The sequence below is a fragment of the Paenibacillus amylolyticus genome, from assembly GCF_050990605.1.
Lineage (GTDB): Bacteria > Bacillota > Bacilli > Paenibacillales > Paenibacillaceae > Paenibacillus > Paenibacillus amylolyticus_H.
Window position 1 is genome coordinate 6306717 of sequence record NZ_CP158832.1, and the last position, 18552, is coordinate 6325268.

The 18552-nt window shown below is 46.3% G+C and carries 14 protein-coding genes; 9 read left to right on the top strand and 5 right to left on the bottom strand.

Annotated elements, in window-relative coordinates; translation table 11 throughout:
- Positions 1-3 precede the first annotated feature (3 nt).
- Complete coding sequence (locus ABTV53_RS27780) at positions 4-597, bottom strand: ANTAR domain-containing response regulator (RefSeq protein WP_433748754.1); 594 nt, start codon at positions 595-597, stop codon at positions 4-6.
- 587 nt (positions 598-1184) lie between these two features.
- On the opposite strand from ABTV53_RS27780, the gene nirB reads away from it, so the two are divergent.
- Genes nirB through cobA form a run of 4 tightly spaced genes read left to right on the top strand, consistent with a single transcriptional unit; the run spans position 1185 to position 5646 of the window.
- The gene (gene nirB, locus ABTV53_RS27785; protein ID WP_433748757.1) at positions 1185-3626 is read left to right on the top strand and encodes a nitrite reductase large subunit NirB; all 2442 of its coding nucleotides are present in this window, start codon (positions 1185-1187) and stop codon (positions 3624-3626) included.
- A gap of 16 nt (positions 3627-3642) precedes the next feature.
- Complete coding sequence (nirD, locus tag ABTV53_RS27790; protein WP_433748760.1) at positions 3643-3960, top strand: nitrite reductase small subunit NirD; 318 nt, start codon at positions 3643-3645, stop codon at positions 3958-3960.
- A gap of 37 nt (positions 3961-3997) precedes the next feature.
- Entirely contained in the window at positions 3998-4879 is an 882-nt protein-coding gene (locus ABTV53_RS27795; RefSeq protein WP_433748762.1) for a formate/nitrite transporter family protein, read from the top strand.
- Positions 4876-5646 (top strand): uroporphyrinogen-III C-methyltransferase, encoded by a 771-nt coding sequence (gene cobA / locus ABTV53_RS27800; RefSeq protein WP_433748764.1) that lies wholly within the window; start codon positions 4876-4878, stop codon positions 5644-5646. The genes ABTV53_RS27795 and cobA overlap by 4 nt, the downstream gene beginning before the upstream one ends.
- A 9-nt stretch (positions 5647-5655) precedes the next feature.
- Here cobA and ABTV53_RS27805 read toward each other — a convergent pair whose 3' ends face one another.
- Complete coding sequence (locus tag ABTV53_RS27805) at positions 5656-6294, bottom strand: TetR/AcrR family transcriptional regulator (protein ID WP_433748767.1); 639 nt, start codon at positions 6292-6294, stop codon at positions 5656-5658.
- A gap of 195 nt (positions 6295-6489) precedes the next feature.
- Between ABTV53_RS27805 and ABTV53_RS27810 the strand changes: the two genes are divergently transcribed.
- Positions 6490-7257, top strand: coding sequence for an SDR family NAD(P)-dependent oxidoreductase (locus ABTV53_RS27810; protein WP_076332059.1), 768 nt, complete (start codon positions 6490-6492; stop codon positions 7255-7257).
- Between the two features lie 255 nt (positions 7258-7512).
- Here ABTV53_RS27810 and ABTV53_RS27815 read toward each other — a convergent pair whose 3' ends face one another.
- The 3 genes from ABTV53_RS27815 to ABTV53_RS27825 form a co-directional block, all read right to left on the bottom strand.
- Entirely contained in the window at positions 7513-7767 is a 255-nt protein-coding gene (locus tag ABTV53_RS27815) for a hypothetical protein (RefSeq protein WP_124116914.1), read from the bottom strand.
- Positions 7768-7983: 216 nt separating this feature from the next.
- Positions 7984-9342 carry a sensor histidine kinase gene (locus ABTV53_RS27820; RefSeq protein WP_433748771.1) on the bottom strand — a complete coding sequence of 453 codons (1359 nt, stop codon included), beginning with the start codon at positions 9340-9342 and terminating at the stop codon, positions 7984-7986.
- Positions 9342-10019 carry a response regulator transcription factor gene (locus tag ABTV53_RS27825; protein ID WP_150365220.1) on the bottom strand — a complete coding sequence of 226 codons (678 nt, stop codon included), beginning with the start codon at positions 10017-10019 and terminating at the stop codon, positions 9342-9344. The genes ABTV53_RS27820 and ABTV53_RS27825 overlap by 1 nt, the downstream gene beginning before the upstream one ends.
- A 254-nt stretch (positions 10020-10273) precedes the next feature.
- Between ABTV53_RS27825 and ABTV53_RS27830 the strand changes: the two genes are divergently transcribed.
- The 4 genes from ABTV53_RS27830 to ABTV53_RS27845 all read left to right on the top strand — a co-directional run bounded on the left by ABTV53_RS27830 (position 10274) and on the right by ABTV53_RS27845 (position 18450).
- Positions 10274-11092 carry a polyphosphate polymerase domain-containing protein gene (locus ABTV53_RS27830; protein WP_433748774.1) on the top strand — a complete coding sequence of 273 codons (819 nt, stop codon included), beginning with the start codon at positions 10274-10276 and terminating at the stop codon, positions 11090-11092.
- The gene (locus tag ABTV53_RS27835; RefSeq protein ID WP_100528189.1) at positions 11085-11765 is read left to right on the top strand and encodes a DUF4956 domain-containing protein; all 681 of its coding nucleotides are present in this window, start codon (positions 11085-11087) and stop codon (positions 11763-11765) included. The genes ABTV53_RS27830 and ABTV53_RS27835 overlap by 8 nt, the downstream gene beginning before the upstream one ends.
- A 27-nt stretch (positions 11766-11792) precedes the next feature.
- Positions 11793-14102: a carbohydrate-binding domain-containing protein gene (locus tag ABTV53_RS27840; protein WP_433748777.1), complete on the top strand. Its 2310-nt coding sequence runs from the start codon at positions 11793-11795 to the stop codon at positions 14100-14102.
- 340 nt (positions 14103-14442) lie between these two features.
- Positions 14443-18450 (top strand): S-layer homology domain-containing protein, encoded by a 4008-nt coding sequence (locus tag ABTV53_RS27845; protein ID WP_433748780.1) that lies wholly within the window; start codon positions 14443-14445, stop codon positions 18448-18450.
- The last annotated feature ends 102 nt before the right edge of the window (positions 18451-18552 follow it).

The window sequence follows — 18552 nt, forward strand, 5'->3', positions numbered from 1 at the left end:
CAATTAAGACTGGAGCAGTTGATGGGCCTTCACAATCGCTGTGGCTACATCGACCATCCGTTTGCGTTCATCCATCGCTTTCTTGCGTAACAGGTCATAGGCTTCGGCCTCCGAGATCTGCTTCAAATCACTAAGGATAGCCTTCGCCATATCAATCCACTTCCGATCCTCCAGCCTGGATTGCAGCTGCTTTCGTTCCTGCTCCCACTGTTTGCGTTCCATGTAGCGCCGGGCTGCAAAGTGAAGAGTCCAGTGAATCTCGGGTCCGGTCATGGATGGAGTAAGTATCCCATCAAATGAGGTTTCGACCTCGCAGGATTCTGCGGAGGAAGAGGCTGTATCTGGCGCGCACCACCAAAGCAGCGCTGAATCCGACTTTCCCTTTCCCAGGCAGTTCACCCAGTACTCCACATCAGCCAGTGACAGATGCAAAATGGACGCTTCGGCCGCACGAGCCAGCTTCACCGCTTCCGCTTCATTGCCCGCCACCTGTACATGGTACCCGTTTGCTCCCAGCAGCCTCTCCGGTGTCAGAGGGATTGCATCGGATGAGGCAGCTATCGTTGGTTGTACACGGATGACCAATAAAGATCGCATGATGGATCAATCCCTCCCTATTACGTATAGTCAGAGTCCACAACATTTAATACATTAATACATGAAAGCGATAAATATGTCATGTTACCTGACAAAAACCAAATGGTCACGATTATACGTTCTGATTCAACATGTTGATAAGCATTTCATGTCTCGCCATCCTGCACTAAAAAAGGGTGAAACAGTGACCATGGCACCTTTTCTACAGTATTTATCGTATCCTTCGTTCTAACTTTATCTAAATCCTTCAATCTATAAAGATATACTCGTAAAACATCGTCGTCCATTCGTTATTCCAATAAACTCATGTAAACATAATTAACTTTAAATTTCAAATACTTTTTTATGTTAACTATCTTGACATGGCGAGATCGATCTTTTATAGTTAAGCCATAACAACTCCATATTTGAATCGATCACAGTTACAACGGCGTAGCTGGTTGAAACGGCAATGAAGCCTGTTTTGCAATCTCGGAGCAAGGGATGCGTATGTATATGCGCAGTCCTCCGAGGCATAACAGGCTTTTTCGATTTTAGAGAAAAGGTTTTGAGGCAGTTGCAGAATGGACCTAAGGGGGCTAATCATAATGAGTACAACGAAAAAACTGGTGCTGGTCGGCAATGGCATGGCGGGAATCCGCACAATCGAACATATCCTTAAGCTTGCTCCACACGCTTATGAAATTACAGTCTTTGGCGCAGAGCCGCATCCCAACTACAACCGGATCATGTTATCTTCTGTACTGGCTGGCGGAACATCCATCGAAGATATCGTAATTAATGAGTGGAGCTGGTACGAAGATAACGGCATTCGGGTGTACCCGGGGGACCCGGTTGTTCAGATCGATACCAAGCGCAAGGAAGTTGTATCTCAAAATGGTGTACGCGCAGCCTATGATGAGCTGATTATGGCAACCGGTTCACAAGCGTTCATCCTCCCGCTTCCCGGCGCTAATAAAGAAGGCGTGATCGGCTTCCGTGATATCAAAGACTGTGAGACCATGATGGCAGCATCACAAAAGTATCGCAAAGCTGCCGTCATTGGAGGCGGATTGCTTGGACTGGAAGCAGCTCGGGGGCTGCTCAATCTGGGCATGGACGTCACGGTCATCCATATTAACGGTCATCTGATGGACCGGAACCTGGATTTGCCGGCAGGACTGATGCTCCAGCGTGAGCTTGAAGAGCAAGGCATGAAGTTCCTTTTGAACAAACATACCGAAGAAATCACAGGCAAACATCGAGTGAAAGCCATTCGTTTCACCGATCAAACGGTACTTGAAGCAGATCTGGTTGTCATGGCTGTCGGGATTCGCCCTCAGATTGAACTCGCTCGGAATAGCGGCCTCGATGTAAATCGTGGTGTCATTGTAGATGATTATATGCATACCAGCATCCCTGGCATCTCTGCCGTCGGCGAATGTGCAGAACACCGTGGCATTGCTTACGGACTGGTTGCTCCATTATATGAACAAGGTATGGTGCTCGCGAAACGCCTGGCTGGCGCAGCAACCGAAGGATACGAAGGTTCAGTCACGTCTACCAAGCTGAAAGTATCCGGTGTTGACGTATTCTCTGCCGGACAATTCAAAGACGCTGCGGACACTCGCAGCATTCGTATCCAGGATGATGTCGATGGTATATACAAAAAGATGGTGATCAAAGACGGACAGCTGATCGGAGCTGTATTATTCGGGGATACCACAGATGGCGCATCGCTATTTTCCCTCATTAAGAGTGGTGAGAACATCAGTGGTCGCGAGAAAGAAATTTTGCTCGGTGTACCTTCCGGCGGTTCAGGCTCGGGTCCATCTGTTGCAGAACGCATGGCAAGTATGCCGGATGATGAGATCGTCTGTGGTTGTAACGGTGTTACCAAAGCTTCCATCGGGGACGCTGTTCTGAATAAAGGCTGTAATACGCTCGGTGCAATCAAGTCCTGTACCAAAGCTTCCGCTTCTTGCGGTGGATGCAAACCCATTATCGAAAACCTGCTCACGTATTATGCCGGTGATAATGTAGGCGAACAGACCAAAGAAGGCATCTGTGGCTGCACATCCTATGATCGGGAAGAGATTGTTGCTCAGATCAAGGAAATGGGGCTCAAGAGTGTGAAGGAAGTCATGAATGTTCTCGGTTGGAATGAACCGGAAGGCTGCTCCAAGTGCCGTCCTTCCCTCAACTATTATCTCGGTATGATCTGGCCGGCTGAATACACAGATGAGCGTGTATCCAAATTCACCAATGAACGTTATCACGCCAATATCCAGAAGGACGGTACCTACTCCGTTATTCCACGGATCTATGGCGGAGTGACTTCTCCAGCTGAATTGATCAAGATTGCAACAGTCGCTGCAAAATACGATGTGCCCTTGGTGAAATTCACGGGTGGACAACGACTCGATCTGCTCGGTGTACAGAAGGAGAACCTGCCGAAGATCTGGGAAGAGCTCGATATGCCTTCCGGTTTTGGTTATGGCAAGGCGCTGCGTACGGTGAAGACTTGTGTAGGTAATACGTTCTGCCGATTCGGCACACAGGATTCCATTGAAATGGGTATTCGACTGGAGAAGAAACTCGACAAGATGGTTGCTCCGGCCAAAGTGAAACTCGCTGTCTCGGGATGTCCGAGGAACTGTGCTGAAGCGACCATCAAGGATCTGGGTGTTGTCGCCATTGATGGCGCTTGGGAGATTCATGTTGGCGGTAACGCCGGAGTCAAGGTTCGTGCAGCCGAGTTGCTCTGTACGGTGAAGACCGATGCGGAAGTGGAAGAGTGGACTTACTCTTACCTGCAATACTATAGAGAGAATGCAAAATGGAATGAGAGAACAGCGGCATGGATTGAACGGGTAGGTCTGGATCATGTGAAGGAAGCATTGGCGGATCGGGATGTACGTCTCGCTCTGGTTGAACGTCTGGAAGTTACACTGGGTCACACCGTCGATCCTTGGAAAGAAATCATTCAAGACGAGAAATTGCGTAAAAACTTCACCCCACTGTCCGGTGCCGAGCCGGTAACCCACTAGAAGAGGAGGAACAGCCATGAACAAATTCCGGATTGGACACCTTGCGGATATTGATGAAAAGGGAGCACGGACCTTCCTGGTACAGGATACCGAAATTGCGGTTTTCAAACTGAGCGACGGCAGTCTGCACGCCGTCGAGAATCGCTGCCCTCACAAGGGCGGCAAGCTGTCGGAGGGCATGGTGTGCGGGACAGCGGTTCATTGTCCTTTGCATGATTGGAAGATTGATTTGCGTAACGGTAAGGTACATGAGCCGGACGAAGGCTGCTTGAATACCTACAAAACCGAAGTGGACGACCACAGCGGAGAAATTTACATCACAATTGCGGGTTAAAGGCTAGAAATACCCTGACATCAAGGAGGCGTGCGCTATGGATTTTGTTAAACCTGCAGAAGTGCTGCAATCGATGGTCGAAGCTGGTGAGAGCAAAGCCAGAATGAACCGGGTACAGATGCTGATCCGCGGTTTTCTGTCGGGAGCTATCCTTGCCTTTGCAACCACACTGGCATATACCGCTGTATCTCAAACTTCCGTTGGTTTGGCAGGTGCACTGATATTCCCGGCTGGATTTGTCATCATTATTCTGCTGGGTCTTGATTTGGTGACAGGAAACTTTGCGATGCTTCCACTCGCAGTGATGAAACGTAGAATTACATGGATGGATATGCTCCGAAATTTTTTTTGGGTGATCACGGGGCATCTGCTCGGATGTGCATTCTATGCTCTGTTATACGGCTTGACCATTACCAAGATGGGTACGGATATGAGCAACCCTCTAATTCAAACGCTGATCCAAACCAGTGAAACCAAGACCCTGGGGTACCAGCACTTGGGTGGGGCTGGCATTGTTCTGGTCCTCATCAAAGCCATTCTATGTAACTGGATGGTCACACTCGGGGCAGTGATGGCAATGACGTCCACTTCTACACTGGGTAAAATCGTAGCGATGTGGCTGCCCATTACGATATTTTTCGCCCAAGGCTTTGAACATGCTGTGGTTAATATGTTTGTCATTCCGGCAGGCATGATGCTCGGTGCACAGGTCAGTCTCGCTGACTGGTGGCTGTGGAATCAGATCCCGGTGTTGGTGGGTAACCTCATTGGCGGAGCTATATTTACAGGCCTTGGTCTATATGCTGCACACCACTGGGGAAATCCAGTGAAGCTCTCGTCCAAACTGGCAGCCATTCAGGGTGGTCGTTCAGGATTAGCACGTTCCGATGCTGCACCCAAACTGGGGACACGATCATGAGCCGGGGCCTGGTTAGTATTGTTGGCGCTGGTCCTGGAGATCCGGATCTGATTACGGTAAAAGCCCTGAAACGTATTCAGTCCGCAGATGTCATTATGTATGATCGGCTTGTGAATGATCAATTGCTCGTTGAGGCTCGCGAAGGAGCACTCCGCATCTACTGCGGCAAGGCTCCAGGCCTGCACTCCATGAGTCAGGAAATGATTGGACGGATGCTGGCTACACATGCAGCGGAAGGCAAACAAGTCGTACGACTCAAGGGTGGTGATCCGTTTATCTTTGGCCGTGGTGGTGAAGAAGCGCTTGTGCTGGCGGAAGCAGGGATTCCATTTGAAATCATTCCTGGTATCACTTCGGCTGTAGGCACATCCGCTTCCTCCCTTATTCCGTTAACCCATCGTGGGATTGCATCATCCTTCGCATGTGTCACGGGAACCGGCAGTGACGGAAGTGTATCATCGGTTCGCTGGGATTTACTTGCTCATAGTGTGGACACACTGGTCATCTACATGGGCATTAGCCAACTCCCCCTGATTCAACATGAATTGTTTCACCATGGGAAATGTGGACACACCCCTGCGGCTCTAATCGAACGGGGAACCACTTCGGAGGAACGGATTATTACCGGCACACTTGCCGAACTGCACTCCCTCGCCCTGTCACATCAAGTGAATAATCCGGCATTAATCATGATCGGAGAGTCGGTCCTGATTCGCGAACAGCTGCTTCAGATGCAACAGGCCGCTAATGCCTCCATGACCGGATAATCCTTCACTTTAATCCAACAGCATACGCTCGTGAATCGTCCGACCCTTCTGCCCTGGTTCAATCAGCAGACGGGTCGGTTTGATGTTAATCAGTGCCGTAAGCTGCTCTCCCATATAATGCGCAGAATATTTGAATCCAATCTCCGCCCAATGCATAATCACGCCCACCGTAGCAGATACCAGATAACTTAACATGATGTCGTAATTAATCGTCCACTCACTATCTTCGGTCACCAATACAAAATCTTCGGTTAGATACGTTCTAAACATATTGCACAGCCGGGAACCCATATCCGAATGCATCGTTATTAATGCTCGGAAAATATCCTGATGGGCTTCAATATATTCGAATACAGGCATCGTGGATGGCAGCAATGCAGTCATATCCACTTCTTTGAGCTGTGCGTATGGTTCTGCATAAGCACGCCCCACACCCTGCATGAAATCATCCAGAATGAACTGCAACAACTCCGGTTTGCCGGGAAAATGTAAATAGAAGGTTCCGCGGTTATAATCCGCCCGCTCCGTAATATCCCGGATTGTGAGGGCATCCGCTCCTTTTTCCAATATCAAAGAAACTGCCGCAGCGATGATGGCATCCTGCGTTCTTCGTGCTCTCCGGTCCTGAGGATGTTGGGTGATCAACATTCTCGCCTCCTTTGTTCATTATTGTAAACTAAATGAACACCGCTTACATCACTGTCCGATAGCTGACATATGCGCTGTCAATGATTATTGTCACATGGCTATGTATATCTTAACATTGAGACAGGAAAGATAGACGACAGGTTGAAACTTTTTTTAAGAAATACCTGCCAATAATGAATAAGGAGTGGATTAATCATGAGTACATCTTATACACATACAGCCGTTATTACAGGAGCAGCCGGAGGCATCGGTAAAGAATTGGCACGCCGGCTCGCAGAGCGCAAAATCAATCTGGTACTGGTCGACCTGAATGAAGAAGCCATCCAGCAAACGATCACCGATCTGAACCTCGACAAAGAGCACGTCATTGCTGTAAAAGCAAACGTATCCCAGGAAGCAGACGTGAAAAACTATGTGCAAAAAGCACTGGATGCGTTTGGCCGAATCGATTATTTTGCCAACAATGCCGGGATTGAAGGCCCAACAGGACTGATCGAAGACCTGAGTGTTGAAGCACTCGACACCGTGTATAACGTCAACATTCGTGGCGTGTTCCTGGGTCTGCAAAATGTCATTCCCGTTATGAAAAAACAAAAATCCGGTGCGATTCTAAATACCTCTTCCCTTGCGGGTCTGATGGGTGCACCTGCCGTATCTCCATATATTATGTCCAAACATGCCGTAGTTGGTCTCACACGTACCGCTGCGAATGAACTGGCACCTTACAATATTCGGGTGAACGCTGTATTGCCAGGCACAATCAATACCCGTATGATGCGTCAGATTGAAGCAAATTCCGGTAATGTGGAAGATTATCAATCTGCTACGGTATCTGCCATTCCAATGGGCCGTTACGGTGAACCGGAAGAAGTCGCTGCGGTGATGAACTTCCTGTTGTCCGAAGAAGCATCCTATGTAACAGCTTCCCTCTACACCGTAGATGGCGGCATGATGGGTCAATAAGAAGCTGTAAACTGTAGGAGTTATACCGACAAGTGTCCCCCAAGGGATGCCTGGTCACTACAATCTAAAAAAAGGCCTCAACACCACAGTAACGTGGAGTTGAGGTCTTTTTTACAGTACGATACTTAGACTTAGCATGCTGAAGGCTGCACATATGAAATGTTACTTTTGGAACAGCCATATAACGCCTCGCCGTTGCGCTTGTGATCACTCACACAAAAAGTCCTGAAATCCAGAGAATAACCTACACTCAACTTAATCGACGTATCCCGCGTGGCCCTTGTCCATCAAGTAGTCCATCTCAGCATCCAAAATGCTTTCTACGGTCAACTCATCGAGCTTCACATCTTTGCGACTAAGGATGTAGTCCGCCAGATCATCGCCGTCAATATCCACATCGTTACCTTTGGCATTTTCGTGTGCCTTGTTGATGTACGCCTGCTCATGCTTCAGCACAAGAGCGATGTTCGCCTGACTTGCCTTCGTTTTATCTGCAATATATTGCATCATTTCTTGTTCATTAATTGCGTTTGCTTCTGCCACGTCAGTTCATCTCCTTGATTCATACATACTGTTGCCATTGTAGCATAGGTTAACCCAATACAGGCAGAACTTATGCCTAACGAATGATTAGAGAGCGGTAGCGAGTTGAGAGTTTTGATCCCCTCACTCCCGCTCTATACTCTAACTCTTCATCCAACTCTACGCCAACGCATCACTCCGCCCCTACGACAACCGCACGTAAAATGTGGCACCCTCTCCGACCACACTTCGGGCGTAAATCTCTCCTTTGTGCTGATCCACAATGGACCGAGCAATCGCGAGCCCCAGACCATGTCCACCATGTGTGCGGGCTCTGGACGAATCCGTACGATAGAATCGATCGAAGATCCGATCCAGATGTTCCGGTGCAATGCCTTCCCCTGTGTTGGACACGGCCAGCATGACATCATTATTCTGTTTCTGGAGCGTAACGTTCACGGACCCTTTAGGACCGGAATACTTCACCGCATTATCGAGCAGGATCAGAATAACCTGTTTGATCTGCTCACTGTTCCCATGTACCGTAAGATTCGGCTCAATGTTGTAATCGAGGGAGATATTTTTCTCAAAAATAACGGCTTCCATCGGCAAAATAATACTCTCTACCGCATCGCTCATATTAAACTTCGCATGAATCATCGTGGAGCGTGAATCGTCCATCTGTGTCAGATAGAGCAGATCATTCGTAAGTCCGGTCATGCGCTCGGTTTCCGACTTGATATAGTGCAGCCACTTCGCCTGATTTGCTATCGTATCCTCCTGATTCGCAAGCAGTACGTCGGCATTGGTATTAATGATCGCCAGAGGTGTCTTCAGCTCATGTGAAGCATCTCCAATGAATTGTTTTTGCTTCTCAAACGCTTCCCTGACCGGTGCAATGGAGCGATTCGCAAAATAACGGCTCAAGAAGTAGATCACAATCAACATGATTAATCCCACAACAGCAAATGTATAGATCAGATTCGTCAGAATGCCCTGTTGTGCCGTCACATCAATGAATACGATCATATGCCCGTCACCGCTCGGATCAACTACATAGGCCCAGTTCGTCCCATCCAGTGCAAATTGTCCCGTCTGCCGTTCCGAATCACCAACTTTATTCTGGTCAACCTTTTGCAGAGCCTCAGTGTAGAAGGTATCTTCCATATCAAATCGGGAATGCGTCTCCTTAATCTTCCACTGATCATCCGTCTTGATCATGAACGAAACGGAACGTGCCGGAGGTGCATTGGGGTCTCCACCGGGTCCTTCATTGTTACCACTCATGGCATTGGAAGGTAGCGAATCTGAACTGGAACCTGAAGCACCTGTACTAGCACCTGATCCAGAACCCGTCCCCATCCCCCCACCTTCCCCGCGCGGCATCTTGGATGAATTGTAAGGACTATGATAGAAATCAGACACCTTGAATAACTCCATATTCGTCTCCCGTTGCACATTCTGATACGTAATCGTATAGATCGTCGCAAATGCCACCAGCATCATAATGGAGATGGACACCAGATTCACGATCAGGAATCGATTTCGAAGTTTCTTGAACATCAGGATGTCACCTCAAGTACATAGCCCACACCCCGAATGGTGTTAATGCGGACAGCCGAGTTCAGGAAGGTTAATTTTTTGCGCAAAAACGAGATGTACACCTCCACATTGTTATATTCCACTTCCGAATCGAATCCCCATAACTTCTCAATAATCTGCTCTTTGGACGTAATCGCCTGTTTGCGGGCAATTAACAGCTCCAGCAGTTCATTCTCCTTCAGATTTAGCTTGATCTCCTTACCCTGAACGCTCAGCTTCAACTGAGTTGTGTTCAGCTCCATGTCGCCGAATTTCAGTCCGTCCTCCGGAACAACTTCGCCCTTCCGCCTTAAGGCTGCACGAATTCGGGCCAGCAATTCCTCTGTGGCGAAGGGCTTAGCGATATAATCATCGGCACCATAATCGAGGCCTGTAACTTTGTCCGAGAGTTCACCTTTGGCCGTAAGCAGAATGACCGGTGTATGATTGCCCTCACTGCGGAGTTTCTTCAGGACGGTAATCCCGTCCATCTCCGGCATCATGATGTCGAGCAGTAACAGGTCGTAGATGCCGCTCTGCGCATAATCCAATCCTGATCTGCCATCGTGGACCATGTCCACGGAGTAGTTGTTTTTTTTCAAAATCTGCGATACAGCCTCTGCCAAATGAACCTCATCTTCCGCAATTAATATTCTCATGCTCTATTCATCCCTCTGCTTGAATTATTCGTCTTCATTAAACTCTTTATGATATCACCTATTCTATCAATTAAACCTTGAATCAATCTTAATTCATTTTGTGCATGCGAACTATTATAGGAAGGTAAAAAAATGTTGACGCAATGTAAAATCATTTAAGATTCATTCAAGGTTGGGGCTCTAAGATACAGACATGGAAGCAATACACGATGCTACAAAACATACAACCCACCAACGAAAGGAATGAGTTCCACATGGCTATTGAAGTATTCAACCGATATGAGAGCAAGTATCTTCTGACGGATGAGCAGTACGCACATTTCTACAACGACCTGCTGAAATACATGGAACTGGATGCCTACAACAAGAAACATGAGTATTACTCCATCAGCAACCTGTACTTCGACACTCCACAGGATTCGCTGATTCGCGCCAGTCTCTCCAAACCAAAATACAAGGAGAAGCTGAGACTGCGGGCTTATGGAGTACCTGAAGAGAACGCCAAAGTGTATCTGGAGATCAAAAAGAAAGTTTTTGGCCTGGTGAACAAACGCAGAACCGCCTTAAAGCTGGATGAAGCCTACGAATTTGTTCGTTCGGGACAGGCACCGGAGCTGGCGGATTACATGAACAAACAGGTTGTGGAGGAGATCAAATATTTCCTTCGCCTCTACGATCTTGAACCGAAAGTATATCTGGCGTATGAACGCAAAGCGCTCTTCGACAAGAACAGCCGGGATCTCCGCATTACCTTTGACACCAACATTCGCAGCCGCAGATACGATCTGAAGCTGGAACAGGGAGATTACGGTGAACCGCTGGTGAAGGACGGAAGGTGGCTGATGGAAGTGAAAGCCGAGAAAACCGTTCCGCTGTGGCTGTCGCAACTGCTCTGTGAGCATGGTCTATACCGCACCGGATTTTCGAAATACGGCAACGAGTTCAGACGTTTGGTGAGAACAACCAACCTGAATTACCAGTCAGAGCGTATTCTTGTACCAGGCACCGATTTCAACCCATCCATAGAACAAAATAAAACAATTATAGAAAGAGAGCGTGTCCTATATGCTTGATTCCCTATTCAGTTCAGCCTTAACCGATACCAACCTGACGTTTAACAACGCAGTCATTACTATTGGTCTTGCCATCATTCTGGGGTTAATCATCAGCCTTACCTACATGAAAACTAACCAAAGCACATACTCTCAGAGCTTCACCTTAACGATGGTTGTCCTGCCCGTCATTGTTGCCATCATCATCCTGCTTATCGGCAGCAACATCGCTCGAGCATTCAGCTTGGCAGGTGCCTTCTCGATCATTCGTTTCCGCAGTGCACCTGGTGATCCAAAAGACATTGCTTACGTATTGTTCACGATGGCTTCCGGTCTTGCCTGCGGTGTAGGCGCTTTTGGATACGCGGTGCTGTTCACCATTATCCTGTGTGTACTGATGTTTGTACTGAGTCGCTTCAACTTCGGCGGCAAGAAGAGTCAGCTGAAAACGCTGAAAGTCACCATCCCTGAGAACTTGAGCTATGAAGAAGCACTCAATGAAGTGTTCCATACATTCAACGTACCCTTTGATCTGAAAAAAATCAGAACGACCGAACTCGGCAGTCTCTATGAGCTGGTCTACAGTGTAACCATTCACGAAAGTGTTAGCCAAAAGGAATTCCTTGATGCGATTCGTACACGGAACGGCAACCTGGATATCTCATTAACCATGAGTCCAACAACGGAATATTAATTTTATAACTCGAAGGGAACGATCTATATGAAGAAAAACATGATAACAGGCAGCAAACTGTGGTCCATCGCCATAATTACCAGCCTGCTCGCAGCATGCAGTTCACCAGCAACGACAAGCACAACCGCCAATGCCGCAACATCAACGACAGGAACAACCAAAACGGTATCGGTCAGCGAGCAAACTTCTGTAAAATACGCGGATCTGGTCTCTCTGGATGCGGACGATACCAACATTAGCTGGAGTGAGGCAGATTCCACAGCGATTAAGCTGAACGGCACAACGGCAACGGTAACCGGTTCGGGCGCCAAAGCAGCCAATGGCTCAGTCACCATCACTGAAGCGGGTACTTATGTACTTAGCGGTGAGCTAACCGATGGCCAGATTGTGGTCAATGTGGCTGATAAGGGCACCGTACATCTCGTATTAAACGGAGCTACCATCCATGATAATGACAGTGCAGCGATCTATATTCAAAAAGCCGGTAAAGCCGTCATTACGCTCGAAAAAGGAACCAATAATACTGTTTCCGATGGTAAAACATATGTGTACGCCGATGCTACGACAGACGAGCCGGATGCTGCGATCTTCAGCAAAGCGGATCTTACGTTCAACGGTGCAGGTCAATTGACTGTCACAGGTAACTATAATGAAGGGATTACAAGCAAGGATGATCTGAAGATCATTAGCGGTAACATCAGTGTCAAAGCAGCCGATGACGGCATCAAAGGTAAAGACATGGTCGCTATCCAAGCGGGTACGTTTACCATTGAAGCCGAAGGTGACGGCATCAAATCGACCAATGACACGGATACCACCAAAGGCTTTGTTGCGATCGCAGGAGGTACCTTCGATATTCAGAGTGGCAATGACGGTATTCAAGCCGAAACCGCACTGGTTACGGATGGCGGCACATACAACATTGTAACTGCCGGTGGTAGCGCCAATGCACCAGCCAAAGTCGAAGAAGGTCCGTTTGGCGGCGGTGGCGGTGGATGGGGTGGCGGAACACCTCCAACCGATATGGGCACACCACCAGATGGCGAACCTCCTGCGGATATGCCGGAGATGCCTAATAACAGCGGGACCAATGCAGGTGCTACTACGAACGGCGCAGCATCCAGCTCTGCCAATACAACAGCAACTACGAATACAGATACCGATACCAATGCCGATGCGGACACTGCATCAACAGCGACCGAGTCCACAAGTGCTAAAGCACTTAAAGCAGGTACAGATCTTACGGTGAATGGCGGTACGTATACCATTGATTCCATGGATGATTCCCTGCACAGCAACAATAACGTGACAGTTAACGATGGAACATTCAGCATTGAATCTGGTGATGATGGCATTCATGCCGATCAGGCGCTGACGATTAACGGTGGAGCCATCACCATTGCGAAGAGTTATGAGGGACTTGAAGGGGCAATCATTACCCTGAATGATGGGGATGTGGATGTAACAGCATCCGATGATGGCGTTAATGCTGCAGGTGGCGAGACGGAAACAGCTGCGAATACAGCGGCAAGTACAGATAGCGCTACTACAGCAACTGATGCTTCTACGACATCCAACATCTCTGTAACTGAAACGACAGGTACAACATCAACTACCGATCAGGCATCCCAAGGTACAGATGTTACTCAGCAAGGTCGTGGACCGGGCGGTATGGGAGCAGCGAGCAATAACGAGTTCCACATTAATGGCGGTACACTTACGGTGAACGCAGGTGGTGACGGACTGGACTCCAATGGTTCCATTAACATGACTGGCGGAACGGTTATTGTGAACGGACCGACGGATAGCGGCAACGGAGCATTGGATTATGATGGCACATTTGAAATCAGCGGTGGATACCTCGTGGCTGCTGGCAGCTCTGGTATGGCACAAGGAACATCCGATGCATCTACGCAAAACACCATTGTGATGACATTCCCTGAAACCCAAAAAGCTGGAACACTTGTCCATGTACAAGATAGCGAAGGCAACAACATTCTGACATTCGCTCCGGCAAAAGAGTATCAAACCGTGGTTGTCAGCTCACCGGATCTTGCAAAAGATGGTTCATACGTGATTTACTCCGGTGGTACGTCTACAGGTAAAGCGGTGGATGGACTCTACACAGACGGTACCTATAGTGGTGGAACTCAAGTGGTTGCCTTCCAATCCACTAGTAATGTGACTTGGGTCAATGAATCTGGTGTAACTACAGCCAATTCAGGTATGGGTGGTTCGGGAGGAGGTCGTGGTCAAGGCGGCTTCGGAGGCGGTAGAAATCGGACGCAATCCGGTACAACCTCCGAGAGCACAGACACTACCGATTCTGCAAAATAACTGAAATGAATAAGCTGAGTGTTCATGTCATGTCTTGCCCAGAGTACCCAGCTTATCAATTAACCAGTACTTAAAATGACATTAGATGTCATTTAAGTACTGGTTTTTTAACTAATTGGAACCCCCATGTTCGGAACAAACTACAAGGATTAGAAAATATTATTAGGTTTCTATTGTTTTTAGTTAAGTAACGAGATAATATAAAATAATTATGTCTTTTTTACTACATGATAGTAATTTTTAAGGAGATTAGAACCAGGACACTTGAACTACATCTTTAGATTTTAGAAAGAAACTCTTAGATTTATCCAATTCATTTATTAACGAAGGAGTACATGTAATGAGGAAAACATTTTCAAAAAAAGTGGTTAGCACAGGTCTGGCTATTGCTATGCTTTTGTCAAGTGCAGTACCTGCTTTTGGTGCGACAAACAGTAATTTGCCTGAAGAAACAGCAAGCACATTGAAAGACGTTTCAGGGCACTGGGGTCAACAAGCTATTGAAGAGTGGAACGGTTATGGCATTATCCAAGGGTACAACGGTAATTTCAGACCCAATGCGCCGGTGACAAGAGCCGAGTTCTCCAAGATGATCAACAGTATTATGAAATACATAGAACAAGGTAGCAATAATTTCTCGGATTTAACTGCAGAGCAATGGTATTACGACGCCATGGTTAAGCTGAATAAAGCAGGAGTATTGAATGGTATTGATGGAAAGGCATTGCCTAACCAAACGATTACACGCCAAGAAGCAGCGGTACTCATGGTTGCTGCTTTCCAAACCAAAGATAGTCAAAACCCTGTCACGTTTAACGATAGTGATAAGATCGCTGAATGGGCAAAAGATTCAGTACAAAAATTAGTATCCGTATCCGTCATTAGCGGAAGACCTGACGGTTCATTCAATCCACAAGAGAGTCTTACTCGTGCGGAAGCTGTTACTTTGTTTGATCGCCTGATCCAAACCCTTATTACTACAAAGGGAACATATTCAAATGATGTGCAAGGTAACGTTGTGGTTAATACGCCAGATGTAACTCTGAAAGATATGACGATCTCGGGCGACTTATATCTGACCCAAGGTGTCGGGGAAGGCGAAGTCACTTTGGATAACGTGATAATTAAAGGAAACGTCCATGTCCAAGGTGGTGGCGAACATTCCATTATCTTTAATAATGTAGACGTACAAGGAGCTCTTGTTGTTAATAAATACAATGGACGAGTACGTATATTGGCAACAGGCAACACATCCGTTTCTTTAACTTTCCTGGAGAGTGGTGCATTAGTTGTTACGAAGGACCTTACTGGCGGAGGTTTCGAAACCATCGAAATCCCTGCTGATCTTTTGGCAGGCCAAGAAATTAAACTGGATGGTAATTTTAACAAAGTAGTAAATCATGCTCCAAATGTTCAAATTACAGCAACTGGTTCAATCAAGGAATTTACTGCTGAAGCAGACACAAGGATCACGGGTAATGTCAACATTAATAAAACCTCCGGTCAATCCAGTGTATTAGTTAATGGTACAGCACCTATATCACCTGTCGGTACAACGACACCAAGTACAAATTCAGGATCAACAGGAAGTGGAACTGGCGGTAATTCGGGTAACTCAGGCAATTCAGGTGGATCTACACCCGGCAGTGGCAACCATACTATTGCTGTGACAGGTGTCAATGTTTCCCCAGCTTCTATTTCTCTGGTAACTGGTCAAACTCAGCAGCTTTCTGCAGCAGTAACACCACAGAATGCTACCAACTCCAAAGTTATTTGGAAAATAGCTGAAGATAGTTCTGATGTTGTCAATGTATCCGATGCTGGTTTAGTTACCGCTCTGCGCGCGGGAGAAGCAACCATTATCGCGACGACGGTTGACGGAGGATTCACTTCCGCTACTACCGTCACCGTAACAAAGCCTACTCTAGACATCCAACTGTCTAAATACGATCAAATAACGGCTAATGATGACACTGAAATTGATAATGAAACAAAGGAGAATAGCGAAAACATCTCCATTGTTAATGCAGGCAGTTCGATGATTAAATCTCATCATTATGACGTCGCCGTTACTGCTTTGCAACCTTTACAAGGAACTGTCACCTCATCCGTTTATACTGTAGTTTCATTAGTTGATGCAAGCGGCCACCCACTAACTAATGTTTCTGATGTAGAAGTGACACTGGATGGTCGGATGTACAATCCTGAGTTTGGGGTTGGGCTTAAACAAGAGAACGAAAGCAGTTTTCTGTTGAAGCTGAACGTGAATCAACCTGAACGTATTGAAAAACATAATTTAATTATCTCGCAAGAGGGCTATTCGGATACGTCAATGACAGTGATATATCGACCTAACGGGACAGTTACCGTAAACTCTATTGGAAACATAACAGGAGATATCACCATTGGATCTGAGTTGACTACAGGAACAGTTGAATATGCAGGCTTACCTGATAATGAAGAAATCTCTTATCAATGGTATCAGTCTGATTATGAAAACGGGCCGTACAATGCAATCAACGAAGCAACATTGTCCACCTATACTATAACGGAAGCTAACAGCGGTAAATATATTCGGGTGTACGTTTCAGCGGATGAAATTCAAGTGAGCGGCTCTGCACTCAGTGCAGCTTTCGGACCTGTTCAGAAACTAGTAAGCGCAGAAGAAGTCTTTGCCGAACTGGAAAAGATCTTCCTAGGATCGAATTCGAACAAGAACAATATTGTAGGGAACCTGTCATTACCTTCTGCTCTTGATGCCTATCCCGGCGTTTACATCGACTGGTCATCAAATGATGAAACAACAATTACTAACAGTGGCGAAGTTAAAAGAAACGAAAATGAAGATAAATTTGTAAAATTGAAGGCAGCACTTAGCGGTAACGCTATTGGCACACATGAATACGATTTAACAGTCAGAGCAATCGGAACAGATCAGGTGATAATTGACGGATTTATTGATCCATATTTTGTAGAGGGCTATCCTCAAGCGTATGTTAAAAACGGAACAATTCATGTTAAATATGCTCTGAATTCATCTGCCGAAGTTTATATGGTTGTCAATGTTATCAATGGATCATTTAAATCTAATGTAAAATCAGTTATCGGGGGACATTCTGGCGAAGATATCATTATTTATGTGAATTCATGGCCATACTTCCAATTAGGTGCGGATCAAGTGAATGAAGTTCAGGATTTTGATACCGGGGTCAACATTACCGATACTAACAATTCAGAGGCAAAGGTAGAATTCGCAATTGTGGATTCGACTAAAAATTATACCTCTAAGGCAGTGACCAGAATTCAATTTGATAAAGCGGTTCTGGACAGTTTGGATACTCAACCACCTGTAGTTTCTAGCAAGTACATTAATGATGCACTGGATTCTATCTATATCTATTACAATGAGAAACTCGACCCTGACAGTGTTCCTACTGCACAAGATTTTTCATTAAGTAAAGGTCAGGTGCAGTCCGTAAGCATAGTTAACTCTACTAAAGCATCAGGAATGCAGCCAGCTTACGTGAAGCTGAGTGTCAGTGGTATTACCGAAGGTGACTTAGCTAATCTAAAGGTAAGTTATAACGGCTCAGCCATAAAGGATATCAGCGATGCCAGAAATGAAGCGTTAAGTTACACGAATAACTCTATCGTATCACTTAGTCCAAAATTCACTTCGGCTACATTAAGTTCAGATCGCCGCACACTATTGGCTAAACTTGAACCGGGCTGGGATCCCTACGAGAATCCTAGTATTAATTTCGATACGTTAAAGTCTCGTTTTACAGTTCAGATTGCAAATGAGAATTACTACCCGGACATGGTTAGATACAGCTACGGTTCAACCGAGATGACGTATACCCTTAAATTCGACACTCCACTCGCCGAGGGAGATGGTGAGATTAAGTTTAATACGAATGGAATAACAGATTGGGCCAAGGATGCCTATCCAGCAGAGCTAGTATATGGATCAATTGCTCAACTTCCTGATTCAGGAACTCCAACAGCAACTTATTCTCAATCGAGCGGTAAAGTTCTTTTATCCTTTGCGGAAGGTTTCCAGTTGAACAATTCATCCGGTACAGCTGATGGTTTGGCATTGAATGTGGACGGCGAAGAATTTAAACTTCGTGGTTATATCCTATCACTCAATTGGAATTCAAAGAATCAACTCTATATTAATCTCGATGATCAATACTCCTGGAAATTCAAACAAGCTGTAGATCGGGGGAATAACATCCAGCTAAAATATGTAAAATTGAATCAAGAAGACAAAGCACAAATGACGGATAAAGCTGGTGCGTTGATACCCGATTTTGATTACATTCAAGTAACGAAACAACCCTAAGAATCAAACAGAAAAGAAGCGACGAGTTCATCACTCGTTGCTTCTTTTTTTGCAAAATAAAATGGTTCATTAACCAAGATTCTTTGTAAAACCAAAGTAACC